Source organism: Knoellia sp. LjRoot47, assembly GCF_964253435.1.
Taxonomy (GTDB): domain Bacteria; phylum Actinomycetota; class Actinomycetes; order Actinomycetales; family Dermatophilaceae; genus Knoellia.
The window spans coordinates 368235-381722 of sequence record NZ_CAXUQS020000001.1 but is presented as its reverse complement, the minus strand read 5'-3'; the positions used below and the strand labels follow the sequence as shown (position 1 = coordinate 381722).

The following is a 13488-nucleotide window of genomic DNA, read 5'->3' as shown; positions in this document are numbered from 1 at the left end:
TTCTCGTGCCCAGTGTTCGTCGTCCACAGCCAGTATGCCGTCCGCCCACCGTCCACAGTCCGCTCACCGTCGCTGGCGGGACCACATCTGAGCAGCCCACGCTGGCGGGATGACTGGACTTCCACCCGAACTCTGCGCCCTCGCCGCCAGCCAGCACGGGATGTTCACGACCGGGCAGGCGGCCCGGGTGGGCCTGGGTCGGCGCTCCCTCATCGCGGCGGTGACCGCGGGCGAGCTCGTGCACCCTGGGCGAGGCCTGTATGCCGTCGCGCACCTCGTCGACCACGGCACGCCAGAGGCCTGGCATCGTCACCTTGCCGCGGGTGCCATGCTCATCTACCCGGACGCAGCACTCTGCGGTGTCACGTCGGTGCTGGCCCACGGCATCGGCGTGTGGGGTTGCGACCTCGCCAAGCCCTCTCTCCGGCGGCCGATCCACCGGTCCACCGGGGTGACGTGCTTCCGGGTGCGTCGGTCCCGCGGTGCAGTCGTGGCCACCGAGTGGGGGCCGGCGTCCACCGTGGCGGACAGCCTCGTCCAGCTGGCCGTCGACCACGGCATCGAACAGGGTGTGGTGAGCACCGACGCAGCCCTGCGTCAGGGACTTGTCACCAAGGCCGACATCGATGAGTCGATCGATCGGTCGACGCGCGCTCCGGGGATCCACCGGGCCCGGTCGATGGCGGCCTTCGTCTGCGTGGAGCGTGAGTCGGCGGGGGAGAGCCGGTGCGGCTTCGCCCTCGAGCTGGCCGGCATACACGTCGTTCCCCAGGTCGAGATCCGGGACGCCTTCGGCACCCTCGTCGGTCGCGTCGACTTCCTCGTCGAAGGGACGACGGTCGTCGTGGAGTTCGACGGCAAGCTCAAGTTCGCGTCGGGCGACCCCGAGGTGCTGTGGGCGGAGAAGAAGCGCGAGGACCGGCTGCGGGCCCTCGGGTACACCGTTGTCCGCATCACGTGGGCCGACCTCGAACGCGGCACCGCCGTGGCCAAGGTGCGAGCGGCGCTGGCGATGGCTGCCGCAGCCTGAGGTGCCCCTCCCGGCGGTGACTGGGCATGCGAAGCATGCACTGGGCGCCCCTGCCGCGCCCGGGCTCAGTGCACGGAACCCACTTCGGGCGGGAAAGGTGTGGCGGGGGAACCCGAGGCGGTCAGGTGGTGGGGGCGAGGAGGTCGCCGCGGCGGGGGATGGACAGCGCGATGACGACGCTGACGAAGCACAGCCCGGCCGCGAACAGCCACGCCGAGCTGTAGCTGCCGGACGACTCCCGCACCCACCCGGCGATCGACGCTCCCACGCCGGCACCGACCATGTGCGACGCGAAGACCCACCCGAAGACGATGCCTGAGTCGGCGAGCCCGAAGTGCTGGCGGCACAGCGCCACCGTCGGCGGCACCGTGGCCACCCAGTCGAGCCCGTAGAACACGATGAACACCCACAGCGCCGGCTGCACGTCCGGGGCGAGCACCGCATCGATGGCGAGGAGTGACAGCCCGCGCCCGCCGTAGTAGACCGCGAGCAGCACCCGCGAGTCGACGCGGTCGGTGAGCCAGCCCGACGCCACCGTCCCGGCGATGTCGAAGATCCCGACCAGCGCGAGCAGCCCGGCCGCGGTCTGCGTCCCCATGCCGTGGTCGTGGGCGGCGGGGATGAAGTGCGTCTGGATGAGCCCGTTGGTCGACCACCCGCACACCCAGAACGTCAGCATGAGCGCCCAGAACGTCCACGAGCGGCTGGCCCGCACGAGGACGGCGAGGGCGTTGCGGGCGGGAGCCACCGGTGGGCGGCCGGCCACGATCGCGGCAGCCTCCGCCGCTTCGCGCTCCGACGCCTCGGTCGCCCCGAACGGTCGCAGCCCGCGGTCCGAGGGGCGGTCGGCCAGGAGCAGCGCGATGAGGACCGACACGACGAGCGCGAGCACGGAGACCACGAGCGCCGCGGAGCGCCAGCCGTGCTGGGTCGCCGCCCAGGCGATCGCGGGGAGGAAGACGAGCTGCCCGGTGGCGTTGGCGGCCGAGAAGATGCCGGTGACGAGGCCCCGGTGCGAGACGAACCAGCGGTTCGCGACGATCGCCCCGAAGACGAGCGCCAGCGACCCGGTGCCGATCCCGATGACGAAGCCCCAGAGCACCCAGAGCTGCCACGCCGACGTCATGAGCGTCGTCGCGGCGCTCGCGAGCCCGACCGCGACGAGCGAGAACGTCGCCATCCGGCGCACGCCGAAGCGCTCCATGAGCGCGGCCGCGAACGGCGCGGTGAGCCCGTAGACGACGAGGTTGAGGCTGACCGCGCCGGAGGTCGTCGTCCGCGACCACCCGAACTCCTGCTCCACCGGCTCGAGGAGGACACCGGTCGAGGACCGGAACGCCGCGGCGGCCACGAGACCGGCCAGCGTCACCGCCGCCACGATCCAGGCGCGGTGCACCGGGCGGCGCGGTGGGTCGCCGGCGAAGGGTTCGGCGGTGGCGCCGGAGCCGGTGCCGAGCGCGACGTCATCAGTCATGCCGCCGATCCTCACACCCCGGCCGCTGCTCGCCTAGTGGCAGGAACGCCACAATGTGCAAAGATCCAGCCATGAGCTCGTCCGGCCGACCCATCGCCCCTCACCGTGTCGTCGTCCTCCTCCTCGAGCCGCTCGTGGGCTACGACGCGACGATCCCCTCGGCCGTCCTCGGCGCGGCGAAGGACGCCGACGGCCGTCCGCTCTACGACGTCCTCATGGCCTCGCTCGACGGCGGGCCGGTCACCACGACGACGGGGTATGCCGTCCTGCCCCACAGCGACGCCTCCCTCCTCGCGAGCGCGGACACCGTGATCGTGCCCGGCACACGGGTCCCCGGACCACGCCTCGAGGGCACGCTCACCGACGAGCTCGCCTCGGCCCTCGGGACGCTGCGCGCCGGCACGCGGGTGGTCTCGATCTGCACCGGCGCCTACGTGCTCGCGGCCGCGGGTCTGCTCGACGGCCGCCGGGCGACGACGCACTGGCAGCACACCGAGAAGTTCCGTGAGCTCTTCCCGGAGGTCGACCTCGACGAGGACGTCCTCTTCACCGACGACGGCGACGTCCTCACCTCGGCGGGGCTGTCGGCCGGCGTCGACCTGTGCCTGCACCTCGTGCGACGCGACCACGGTTCGGCTGTCGCCAACGAGGTGGCCCGCTACTGCGTCGTCCCACCGTGGCGCGACGGCGGTCAGGCGCAGTACATCGATCGACCGGTCCCCGTGGTCGACGACGCCTCGACCTCGGCGTCCCGGGCGTGGGCACTCGGGCACCTCGACCGTGACCTCTCGGTGCCCGCGCTGGCTGCTCGTGCCCGGATGAGCGAGCGCACCTTCGCGCGCCGCTTCCGCGAGGAGACCGGTCTCACGCCCGCCGCCTGGGTCACCCAGCAGCGGGTGCGTCATGCCCAGCACCTGCTCGAGACAACCGATCTCACCGTCGACGTCATCGCGACACGCGCCGGCTTCGGCACGGGTGCGTCGCTGCGCAAGCACTGTGCTGCCACGCTGGGGGTGTCACCGCAGGCCTACCGCCGCACCTTCCGCGGCGCGACCGAGAGCAGGAGCGCATGAGCCGCAAGGACGAGCCCGTCGTCGACGTCGCCGCCCTCGAACGAGCCACCGCCGGGCTGCCCGCACCCTTCGCCACCGTCGACCTCGACGCCTTCGACGCCAACGCCGACGACCTCACCCGACGCGCCGGCGGGCGCCCGATCCGGGTGGCGAGCAAGTCCGTGCGGTGCCGGTCGTTGCTGCGACGCGTCCTCGACCGTCCCGGCTTCGCCGGGGTGATGGGGTATGCCGTGCCCGAGGCGGTCTGGCTCGTCCGGCAGGGCTTCACCGACGTCTTCGTGGCGTACCCGAGCGTCGACGTCGAGTGGATCAGGACGGTCGCCGAGGACGAGACGCTGCGCGAACAGGTCACCCTCGCCATCGACAGCGTCGAGCACGTCCGCTTCCTCACCGACCTGCTCGGCACCGGCAGCGGCGTGCGCGTCGCGCTCGACGTCGACTGTTCGCTGCGGGTGGGGCGCCTCCACCTCGGCGTCCGCCGGTCGCCGCTGCGCACCCCCGCCGACGCTCTCGCGGTGACGCGGGTCGCCCTCGACGCCGGCCTCCGGGTGGCCGGGGTGATGTTCTACGACGCCCAAGTCGCGGGGCTCCCCGACCGCGGCCCCCACCTGGCCGCCCTCAAGAAGCGCAGCCTGGCCGACCTCGCCGAGCGTCGCGCGCCCCTCGTCGAGGCCGTGCTCGCCCTCACCGACCTCGACTTCGTCAACGGGGGCGGGACCGGCAGCCTCGGACGCCTCGCCGCCGCCGACACCCTCACCGAGCTCGCCGCCGGCTCCGGCCTGTACGGTCCGACGCTCTTCGACGCCTACGACGACTTCGCGCCGCGGCCCGCGATGGCCTACGCCCTCCCGGTGGTGCGCCGGCCGGCGAAGGGGATCGTCACGGCATACAGCGGGGGTTATGTCGCGAGCGGCGAGCCCGGGTGGTCACGGGTGCCGAGCCCCGTGAGCCGGGCCCTCGGGCTGATCCGCTCCGAGGCCGCCGGCGAGGTGCAGACGCCGCTGCGGGGGAGTGCCGCCGACGGTCTCGCGATCGGTGACCGGGTGTGGATGCGCGGCGCCAAGGCGGGCGAGCTGCTCGAACGCTTCGACCGTGTCCACCTCGTCCAGCAGGGGAGCCTCGTCGAGACCGTGCCGAGCTATCGCGGAGAAGGGCAGAACTTCGGATGAGCGCGACCGCGAGCTGGAGCAACTGGGCCGGCAACGTCACCGCCCATCCCGCGCGACTCGTCGAGCCGAGGTCGGTCGAGGACGTCGTCGCGGCGGTGAAGCAGGCGGCCGAGCGCGGTCAGCGGGTGCGTGTCGTCGGGGCCGGCCACTCGTTCACGCCGCTCGTCGCCACGGACGGGACGATGCTGCGGCTGACCCACCTCACCGGGATCCTCGAGGTCGACCACGCGCGGCGCCGGGTGCGGGTGGCGGCCGGCACACGGCTGTACGTCCTCAACCCGCTGCTCGACGCGCTCGGCCTGGCCCTGCCCAACCTCGGTGACATCGACCGGCAGGGCATCGCCGGGGCCATCGCGACCGGGACCCACGGCACCGGCGTCAGGCGTCAGGGGATCGCGGCGGCGGTCACGGGGCTCACACTCGTCCTGGCCGACGGGTCGGTGGTCTCGGTCGACGCGGCGTCCGACCCCGAACTGTTCCGTGCGGCCACCGTGGGGCTCGGTGCCTTCGGTGTCGTGGTCGAGGTCGAGCTCCAGTGCGTGCCGGCCTTCCGGCTGCGGGCACTCGAGACGCCGGGCCGGCTGGACGAGGTGGTCGAGGGCTACGAGCAGCTCGTCGCCGACCACGACCATGTGGATGTCCACTGGTTCCCGCACACCGATCGCGTTCTCCTCAAGCGCAACTCACGTGTCGCCGACGACGACCCCGGTCGTCCGCAGCCGCGGTGGCGCGAGCGCCTCGACGACGACCTGCTGAGCAACAAGCTCTACGAGGTGCTCAATCGCGCCGCCGCGGCACGCCCGTCGATCGTGCCGCGGCTCAACCAGGTCTCCGCCCGGGTCCTCGGCGCCAAGGAGTACACCGACACGTCCTGGCGGGTCTTCTGCACCGCGCGAGACGTGCGCTTCCGCGAGTCGGAGTATGCCGTCCCGCGCGCCTCCCTGCCCGCCGTCCTCGGGGAGCTCCGGGCGTGGATCGACGGACACGACGTGGCCCTGCCCATCCCGGTCGAGGTGCGCTCGACGGGAGCCGACGACGTGTGGCTGTCGACGGCATACGAGCGGGAGAACGCCTACGTCGCGGTGCACCAGTACCACCGGATGGACGACGGGGGAGTCTTCGCGGCGTTCGAGGCGATGGTGAGAGAGCACGACGGCCGCCCGCACTGGGGCAAGCTGCACACCCTCGGGGCGGAGGACCTCGGCCGGCTCTACCCGAGATTCGGTGACGTGCAGCGCGTGCGGGACCGCGTCGACCCCGAGCGCCGGTTCGCCAACGAGCACCTGGCCCACGTCCTCGGCCCCTGACGGGTGTCTCGTCGCGCCTCGATGACCGATCGGTACTCAGCCTGAACACCTATCGGTCATCGAGCCGCTCGAGACCACCTACGAAAGGGGGGCGTCGATCAGGGGCAGGGGTCGGGCTCGAGCGCGGCGAGGCGGCTGCGACGGTTGCTGTGCGCCTGCCGCAACGAGTCGATCGTGAGCAGCACGAGCGCGACCCAGACGATCCCGAACCCGACCCACAGCGCGCCCGACACGTGCTCGCCGAGCACCAGCACGCCGATGAGCAGCTGGAGCATCGGCGTGAGGAACTGGATGAGCCCGATCGTCACCAGCGGGATGCGACGTGCCGCCGCGGCGAAGAACAGCAGCGGGATCGCCGTGACGACACCGGCCGCCACGAGCAGGCCCGTGTGCCAGCCGCCGTGGGAGCCGAACGTCGTCGACCCCTGCGCGCCCAGCCAGACGAGCACGCCGACCGCGACGGGTGCAAGCACCGCCGTCTCGACGGTGAGCGAGTGCATCGCGTCGAGCGTGGCGCCGACCTTCTTCTTGACGAGCCCGTAGAACGCGAACGAGAACGCCAGCGACACCGCGATCCACGGGAACTCGCCACCGGCCACGGTGAGATAGACGGCAGCCACCGCACCCACCGTCACCGCCGCCCACTGGAGCGGTCGCAGCCGCTCACGCAGCACGAGCACGCCGAGCCCGACCGTGACGATCGGGTTGAGGAAGTACCCGAGCGCCGCGGCATACGTGCGTCCGGTGATCACCGCCAACACGTAGATGACCCAGTTCGCCGCGATGAGCAGCGCGGCGATCGTCAGCCCGCCGAGGAGGCGGGGTCGCGAGGCCACCGTCCGCAGCCAGCCGAAGTCACGCCGGACGAGGAGGACGACGGCGCAGAACGCCAGCGTCCACAGGATGCGGTGGGCGAGGATCTCGAACGCGCCCGACGGCTTGAGCGCGTGGAAGTAGAGCGGGAACAGGCCCCAGATGCCGTAGGCGAGGAAGGCGTATGCCGTCCCCCGCCTCAGCTCTGCGTCGTCACCCGCGAGGGGTGCGCTCACGCCCCCGACACCCGAGCGTCCACGCTCACCCGACGGTCCACGTGTCGCGACCGCGCAGCAGCGCGGCGAGGTCGTCGTCGGTCGCGGGACCACCGGCGGTGTCGACCGCCGCCCGGACCTGGGCGCGCACACCGTCGTCGTAGGTCGGGCGCGACACCGACCGGAAGATGCCCATCGGCACGTGCGTCATCTCCGGGGTGTTGAGCCGCGAGAGCGCGAACGCCTGGCTCGGGTCCTCGGCGCCGGCGTCGTGGACGACCACCTCGGCACCCTCGGGGAGCGAGTCCGCAGCGACGAACTCCTGGTGACCACCCGGCATACGGACGAGGGTCTTGCGGTCGTCCTCGGGACCGACCTGCACCGGTTCGCCGTCGAGGAGGTGCACGATGCGGGCCTCCTGCTGCGTGCGGTCCTTGATGAGCTCGAACGCGCCGTCGTTGAAGATCGGGCAGTTCTGGTAGATCTCGACGAGCGAGGTCCCACGGTGCTCGGCCGCAGCGCGCAGGATCGACGTGAGGTGCTTGCGGTCGCTGTCCATCGTGCGGGCGACGAAGGTCGCCTCGGCGCCGAGGGCGAGCGACACCGGATTGAACGGCTGGTCGACCGACCCGAGCGGCGACGACTTCGTCACCTGTCCGACGCGCGAGGTGGGGGAGTACTGGCCCTTGGTGAGCCCGTAGATCTCGTTGTTGAACAGCAGGATCGTCATGTTGACGTTGCGGCGCAGCGCGTGGATGAGGTGGTTGCCACCGATCGACAGCGCGTCGCCGTCACCGGTGACGACCCAGACGTTCTGGTCCGGGCGCGACGTCGCGAGACCGGTCGCGATCGCCGGCGCGCGGCCGTGGATCGAGTGCATGCCGTAGGTGTCGAGGTAGTACGGGAAGCGCGACGAGCAGCCGATGCCGGAGACGAACGTGATGTTCTCGCGCTTGAGGCCCAGCTCGGGAAGGAACGACTGCACCGCGGCGAGGATGGCGTAGTCGCCACAGCCAGGGCACCAGCGCACCTCCTGGTCGGAGGTGAACTCCTTCTTGGTCTGCTTGGCGGCGTCAGGAGCGAGCAGCGGTATGCCGGCCAGCCCGCTCGGGCGCGCAGCCGCACCGTTGGTCGTGGTCGGGTGCTCCGTGGTGGTCACTTGACCTCCTCCAGGTGGGTGAGGATGACGTCGGCGAGGTCGACCGTCGAGAACGGCAGGCCGCGCACGGACGTGTGGGGACGGACGTCGACGAGGAACTCGGCGCGCAGCAGCATCGACAGCTGGCCGAGGTTCATCTCGGGGACGACGACGCGGTCGTAGGACCGCAGCACCTCGCCGAGGTTGGCGGGGAACGGGTTGAGGTGGCGCAGGTGCGCGCTCGCGACGGAGTGGCCGGCGTTGCGAACAGCCCTGACAGCAGCGGCGATCGGGCCCTGCGTGGACCCCCAGCCGAGGACGAGCAGCGACGCCGAGCCGGACGGGTCCTCGACGACGAGGTCGGGGATGCCGGCGATGCCCGCGACCTTGGCGGCACGCAGCCGCGTCATCCTGTCGTGGTTGTCGGGGTCGTAGGAGATGTTGCCGGTGACGTCGGCCTTCTCGATGCCGCCGATGCGGTGCTCGAGGCCGGCGGTCCCCGGGATGGCCCACGGCCGGGCCAGCGTCTCCGGGTCGCGCAGGAACGGGTGGAAGACCGGCTCGCCCTTGTCGTCGACGCCGTTGGGGGCGCTCGCGAACTCCACGCGCAGGTCGGGCAGGTCGGCGACCTCCGGGACGGCCCACGGCTCGGACCCGTTGGCGAGGTAGCCGTCGCTGAGCAGGAAGACCGGAGTCCGGTATGCCGTCGCGATCCGGACCGCCTCGAAGGCGGCGTCGAAGCAGTCGGCCGGGGTCGACGGCGCGATGATCGGGACCGGCGACTCGCCGTTGCGCCCGAACATCGCCTGCAGCAGGTCGGACTGCTCGGTCTTGGTCGGCAGGCCGGTCGAGGGTCCGCCGCGCTGGACGTCGACGATGACGAGGGGCAGCTCGAGCGACACGGCGAGGCCGATCATCTCGGACTTCAGGGCGACGCCCGGTCCGGACGTCGTCGTCACGCCGATGGCGCCACCGAAGCTCGCGCCGAGGGCGATGCCGATCCCGGCGATCTCGTCCTCGGCCTGCATCGTCGTGACGTCGTGCCGCTTGAGCGCGGACAGGGTGTGCAGGATGTCGGAGGCCGGGGTGATCGGGTAGGACCCGAGCACGAGCGGCAGCTTGGCCTGGTGGGCGGCGGCGACGAGGCCGTGCGCGAGCGCGGTGTTTCCGGTGATGTTGCGGTAGGTGCCCGGCGGCATGACCGCGGGAGCGATCTCGTAGCTCGACGCGAGGTCCTCGGTCGTCTCGCCGTAGTTCCAGCCGGCCCGCAGCGCCGCGAGATTGGCCTCGAGGATCTCGGGGTGGGCGCCGAACTTCTTCGTGAGGAAGGCCTCGGTGCCGGTCGTGGGCCGGGTGTACATCCATGACAGGAGACCCAGCGCGAACATGTTCTTGGCGCGCTCCTTCTCCTTGCGGGTCAGGCCCTCGAAGGAGGCGAGCGCGTCGACGGTGATGCTCGTGAGGGGCACCGGGTGCACGTGGAAGGAGTCGAGGCTGCCGTCGTCGAGCGGGCTCTCGGCGTAGCCGACCTTGGCGAGGTTGCGCTTGGAGAACTCGTCGGTGTTGACGATGATCGTCGCCCCGCGGGGGACGTCGGCGAGGTTGGCCTTGAGCGCTGCCGGGTTCATCGCGACGAGGACGTCGGGGGCGTCTCCCGGCGTGAGCACGTCGTGGTCGGCGAAGTGGAGCTGGAAGCTCGAGACTCCGGGCAGCGTGCCCTGGGGTGCGCGGATCTCCGCCGGGAAGTTGGGAAGCGTCGACAGGTCGTTGCCCATGGCCGCGGTCTCGGAGGTGAACCTGTCCCCCGTGAGCTGCATCCCGTCGCCGGAGTCCCCGGCGAAACGGATGACGACGCGATCGAGCTTCTGGACGGTCTTGCTGGACATGAACACCTGACTCGAGAGACGTCGGTCGGGACGCGTGCGTCGTGTCCCGACGTGGTGCTCCCATCGTACGGCCGGGGTAAGGCAAGGCTATGGAGGTGTCCATCCCGATCCGTGGCATCGGGCACGACGCAGGGCGATCGTCGGATCGGCGGTGGGGAGACCTCCCCATTGTCCGGCCGGGGCAGGGGATGACAGGCTGTCGCCCCGGGGAACACACGACGGGGGGTGCCGATGACGTACGAGGTCGAGATCAAGGACCTGCGTGACTCGGCCAAGGCTGCCCGGACGGCTGCCACCGAGGTCGCGCGCCAGACGCCGGGCAGCCACCTCACCGGCGCCGGCACCGGGATGCCCGGGGCGGCCAGCGTCGCGATCATGGCGCGGGTGAGCTCGGGGTGGACCACCGAGCTCTCCGACTGGGCCAAGGCCGCCCGGGGCTACGGCCGGACCCTCGACACCAACGCCGACCAGTACGAGCTCGACGACGAGGCCGCGCGCGACGCGTTCGGCCCCCTCGGTCAGGGGCGCTGACGCGTGCCGCTGACGTGGTCCGACATCACGGCGTGGAAGCACGAGCCCCTCGCCACCGCCGAGCGCGAGCTGCGCACGACGCGGCGCGACCTCCTCGACCTCGCCGACGAGCTGGCGACCATGGGCCTGCCCAAGAACTGGACCGGCGACGCCGCCGAGACCTCGGGCACCAGGCTCGCAACGGTCGCCGACGACCTCCGCGACGTCGTCGCGGAGGTGTCCGCGGCATACACCGCTGTCTGTGACGCCGCGGACGGAGTCCTCGGCGTCGTGGGTGCCGTGGACCAGGCCCAGGAGTACGCCCGCCTCAGCTCGCTGACCATCAGCGCCTCCGGTGTGGTCACGACCAACGAGCTCCTCGTATGCCGTGCCGACGACGACGAGGAGGACGTCGAGGCCCGCCGTGCCCGCCAGGCCCAGGTCGACGAGTGCGTCACGCGGATCTCCGAGGCGCTGCGCAAGGCCGCCGACGTGGACGCCGACCTCTCGGCCGTGCTCACGAGCATCGAGCTCAATCGCATCGACGGCGGAAAGGGGACGCTCGCCCAGGCCTCGGCCATCGGCGAGGTCAAGGGTGACCTCAGCGTGCTCGAGCCGCCCCGAGGCGGGTCGCCGACGCAGAACGCCGCATGGTGGGCCACGCTCTCGCCGGACGAGCGGGCGCTCGTCATCGCCGAGCACCCCGGTTGGATCGGCAACCTCGACGGCGTCGACGCGACGTCGCGGGACCTCGCCAACCGCAATCTCCTCGACACCCGTCGCACCCACGTCACGACGAGGCTCGCCGAGCTCGAGGCCGGCTTCATCGACGAGGACGGCAACTTTGACTACGTCTACTACCAGGACCACGTCGACGAGTACAACGACCTCATGGAGGAGAAGGGCGCGATCGCCACGCTCGACGAGATGCTCGCCCGTCCCGGTGAGCACCAGCTCATCGGTGTGGACTTCACGACGCCGCGCACCCAGGCGATCGTCGCCAACGGCAACGTCGACACGGCCGACCACGTCGCCGTCTTCACGCCCGGGCTGACCTCCACCGTCGAGGGCATGGGCGGTTACGACTCGAGCATGGCCCAGCTCAGGGCGAGGACCGAGGACGAGCTCTTCCGCCGAGGCGAGTCGGGCACCGTCGCCACGGTGACCTGGCTCGACTACCAGGCGCCGCAGTGGGGCACGACGTTCGCGGGTGACTCGGTCGCGCTGTCCGGGTCCGCCGAGGACGGCGGTCGTGACCTCGCGGCCTACTTCACCGGTCTCAACGCCTCCCGGCTGGACGACCCCGACCTCACCGCGCTCGGCCACTCCTACGGCTCCACGACGACCGGCTACTCCCTCCAGCACGAGGGCACGGGGGTCGACCGCGCCGTCTTCTTCGGCTCGCCGGGTCTGGGCACGAGCGACCTCGACGACCTGCACCTGCCCGAGGGCAACGCCTACTACGCGGAGGCCAAGTGGGACCCGGTAGGCGACCTCGGCCGCTTCGGCACCGACCCCACGGGGCTCGACGGCATGAACCACCTCGAGACCGGCGACGGCGAGTCCGCCGACGGCCGGTCGTGGAACGGCGTGGAGGGCCACTCGGACTACCTCCAGGACGGCTCGACGAGCCAGTACTCGATGGCGCAGGTCGTGGGCGGCCACCCGGACGACGTCATCGAGGGCAAGAATGTGGGCTTCTGGACCGACCCGCTCGACGCCCAGCCCTGGTGGCCGGGGTTCCTCAAGTGAGAGACGACGACCCGATGACCGGCCTTCGCCGCACCCCGACCGACCGACGCCGCCGGGCGCGGATCGCGACGAAGGCTGCTGCCGTCGTCGCGGCACTGGCCCTGCTCCCCGGGTGCACCCGGGACGGCGGGGGCACCGGCACCACCCCCCAGACAGGAGACACCGTGGACGCACGACAGCAGCTCGACTCGCGACGCAGCGAGGCCGAGGCCCAGCGTGACAACCTCGCCCTCCTTGCTGAGGTGCGCGAGGCCCTGACCCGGGTCAACCCCGCTCTTGAGTGGCGCACGCCCGAGCCGACCGTGGAGTCCGGCTCGCTGTGCAAGGAGCCGTTCGACGCGGTGGACGGAGCCGGGACGCTCAACCTCACGAGCGGTGGCGCCCTCGGTGCGATCCCGGACGCCGACTGGCCACGTGCCTGGGCGGCGGTCAAGGAGGTCGCGGCCAAGCGTGGCTACGGCGACGAGCACACCCTCAAGGACGAGCCGGGCGGCCACCAGATGTCGGTCTACGACGAGGACGGGTCCGAGCTGTCCGTGGGCACCGGGGTCAACACCACTGCCACCGTCTTCGGAGCCTGCTACCTCACGAAGTGAGGCGGCGCGCCCGCTCGACCAGGCCTGCGCTGGCCTGTGCCGGCATGTGCCGGGCACGGGAAGGCGTGGCGCCCCCCGGGATGCGGGTGACGCCATGCCTCGTCGTGGCCCGGGTCAGGCCGGGCGGTGCCCCGACGCGTGCGGGTGACGGTGCCGCGTCGTGACGAGGGCCGCGCCCGCGAGCGCTGCCGCGCCGAGCACGACGACGCCGAGCTGGCCCGGCTCGAGACCGAGCAGCCCTCCCTCGACGTGGAGGTCGGGGATCGAGGCCGGAGCGCTGCGGGGGACCGTGGTGGTGCCGGTGCCCTGACAGGCGGCGCGGTCCTCGGGGACGACGTTGCGGCAGGAGGCCGACGAGGTGGTGCCGGGGAGGGCGTCCCCGGGGCCGATGTCCTTGGCCGACGTGGGGCCGGCGAGGAGGAGCAGGCCGAGCAGCGATCCTCCGACAGCTGCGGTGCCCCGTGCGAGGTGAGTGTTCACGGTGTGTCCTTCCATCGATGGTGATCTCTGTGCCAACGACGTTAG

The 13488-nt window shown here is 71.7% G+C and carries 12 protein-coding genes; 7 read left to right on the top strand and 5 right to left on the bottom strand.

Features of this window, described 5'->3' with window-relative positions; translation table 11 throughout:
- Positions 1 to 109: 109 nt before the first annotated feature.
- Entirely contained in the window at positions 110 to 1030 is a 921-nt protein-coding gene (locus tag ACSQ11_RS01850; protein WP_436002491.1) for a type IV toxin-antitoxin system AbiEi family antitoxin domain-containing protein, read from the top strand.
- Positions 1031 to 1151: 121 nt separating this feature from the next.
- Here the strand turns inward: ACSQ11_RS01850 and ACSQ11_RS01845 are convergent, their stop codons facing one another.
- Entirely contained in the window at positions 1152 to 2504 is a 1353-nt protein-coding gene (locus ACSQ11_RS01845) for an MFS transporter (RefSeq protein WP_436002489.1), read from the bottom strand.
- A 71-nt stretch (positions 2505 to 2575) separates the two neighbouring features.
- Here ACSQ11_RS01845 and ACSQ11_RS01840 point away from each other — a divergent pair, with 71 nt between their 5' ends.
- From ACSQ11_RS01840 to ACSQ11_RS01830, 3 genes are read left to right on the top strand one after another with little or no spacing between them, the layout of a single operon-like run.
- Positions 2576 to 3577 (top strand): GlxA family transcriptional regulator, encoded by a 1002-nt coding sequence (locus tag ACSQ11_RS01840; protein WP_436002487.1) that lies wholly within the window; start codon positions 2576 to 2578, stop codon positions 3575 to 3577.
- The gene (locus tag ACSQ11_RS01835; RefSeq protein ID WP_436002485.1) at positions 3574 to 4746 is read left to right on the top strand and encodes an amino acid deaminase/aldolase; all 1173 of its coding nucleotides are present in this window, start codon (positions 3574 to 3576) and stop codon (positions 4744 to 4746) included. Before ACSQ11_RS01840 ends, ACSQ11_RS01835 begins: the two co-directional genes overlap by 4 nt.
- On the top strand, positions 4743 to 6053 hold the full coding sequence (locus ACSQ11_RS01830) for a D-arabinono-1,4-lactone oxidase (protein WP_436002483.1): 1311 nt from the start codon (positions 4743 to 4745) through the stop codon (positions 6051 to 6053). The genes ACSQ11_RS01835 and ACSQ11_RS01830 overlap by 4 nt, the downstream gene beginning before the upstream one ends.
- Before the next feature lie 98 nt (positions 6054 to 6151).
- On the opposite strand, the gene rarD is transcribed toward ACSQ11_RS01830, so the two are convergent.
- Genes rarD through ACSQ11_RS01815 form a run of 3 tightly spaced genes read right to left on the bottom strand, consistent with a single transcriptional unit; the run spans position 6152 to position 10105 of the window.
- Positions 6152 to 7102, bottom strand: coding sequence for an EamA family transporter RarD (gene rarD, locus ACSQ11_RS01825; protein WP_436002481.1), 951 nt, complete (start codon positions 7100 to 7102; stop codon positions 6152 to 6154).
- 25 nt (positions 7103 to 7127) lie between these two features.
- Entirely contained in the window at positions 7128 to 8240 is a 1113-nt protein-coding gene (locus ACSQ11_RS01820; RefSeq protein WP_436002479.1) for a 2-oxoacid:ferredoxin oxidoreductase subunit beta, read from the bottom strand.
- Positions 8237 to 10105, bottom strand: coding sequence for a 2-oxoacid:acceptor oxidoreductase subunit alpha (locus ACSQ11_RS01815; RefSeq protein ID WP_436002477.1), 1869 nt, complete (start codon positions 10103 to 10105; stop codon positions 8237 to 8239). The genes ACSQ11_RS01820 and ACSQ11_RS01815 overlap by 4 nt, the downstream gene beginning before the upstream one ends.
- 231 nt (positions 10106 to 10336) lie before the next feature.
- Between ACSQ11_RS01815 and ACSQ11_RS01810 the strand changes: the two genes are divergently transcribed.
- From ACSQ11_RS01810 to ACSQ11_RS01800, 3 genes are read left to right on the top strand one after another with little or no spacing between them, the layout of a single operon-like run.
- Entirely contained in the window at positions 10337 to 10636 is a 300-nt protein-coding gene (locus tag ACSQ11_RS01810; protein WP_436002475.1) for a hypothetical protein, read from the top strand.
- A 3-nt stretch (positions 10637 to 10639) separates the two neighbouring features.
- The gene (locus ACSQ11_RS01805; protein WP_436002473.1) at positions 10640 to 12367 is read left to right on the top strand and encodes an alpha/beta hydrolase; all 1728 of its coding nucleotides are present in this window, start codon (positions 10640 to 10642) and stop codon (positions 12365 to 12367) included.
- Between the two features lie 14 nt (positions 12368 to 12381).
- On the top strand, positions 12382 to 12963 hold the full coding sequence (locus ACSQ11_RS01800; protein ID WP_436002471.1) for an LppA family lipoprotein: 582 nt from the start codon (positions 12382 to 12384) through the stop codon (positions 12961 to 12963).
- 114 nt (positions 12964 to 13077) lie between these two features.
- Here ACSQ11_RS01800 and ACSQ11_RS01795 read toward each other — a convergent pair whose 3' ends face one another.
- Complete coding sequence (locus ACSQ11_RS01795) at positions 13078 to 13443, bottom strand: hypothetical protein (protein WP_436002469.1); 366 nt, start codon at positions 13441 to 13443, stop codon at positions 13078 to 13080.
- Positions 13444 to 13488 lie beyond the last annotated feature (45 nt).

Coding starts and splice junctions, on each gene's coding strand:
- ACSQ11_RS01850 (WP_436002491.1), top strand. CDS start 110: ATGACTGGACTTCCACCCGAACTCTGCGCCCTCGCCGCCAGCCAGCAC.
- ACSQ11_RS01845 (WP_436002489.1), bottom strand. CDS start 2,504: ATGACTGATGACGTCGCGCTCGGCACCGGCTCCGGCGCCACCGCCGAA.
- ACSQ11_RS01840 (WP_436002487.1), top strand. CDS start 2,576: ATGAGCTCGTCCGGCCGACCCATCGCCCCTCACCGTGTCGTCGTCCTC.
- ACSQ11_RS01835 (WP_436002485.1), top strand. CDS start 3,574: ATGAGCCGCAAGGACGAGCCCGTCGTCGACGTCGCCGCCCTCGAACGA.
- ACSQ11_RS01830 (WP_436002483.1), top strand. CDS start 4,743: ATGAGCGCGACCGCGAGCTGGAGCAACTGGGCCGGCAACGTCACCGCC.
- ACSQ11_RS01815 (WP_436002477.1), bottom strand. CDS start 10,105: ATGTCCAGCAAGACCGTCCAGAAGCTCGATCGCGTCGTCATCCGTTTC.
- ACSQ11_RS01810 (WP_436002475.1), top strand. CDS start 10,337: ATGACGTACGAGGTCGAGATCAAGGACCTGCGTGACTCGGCCAAGGCT.
- ACSQ11_RS01800 (WP_436002471.1), top strand. CDS start 12,382: ATGACCGGCCTTCGCCGCACCCCGACCGACCGACGCCGCCGGGCGCGG.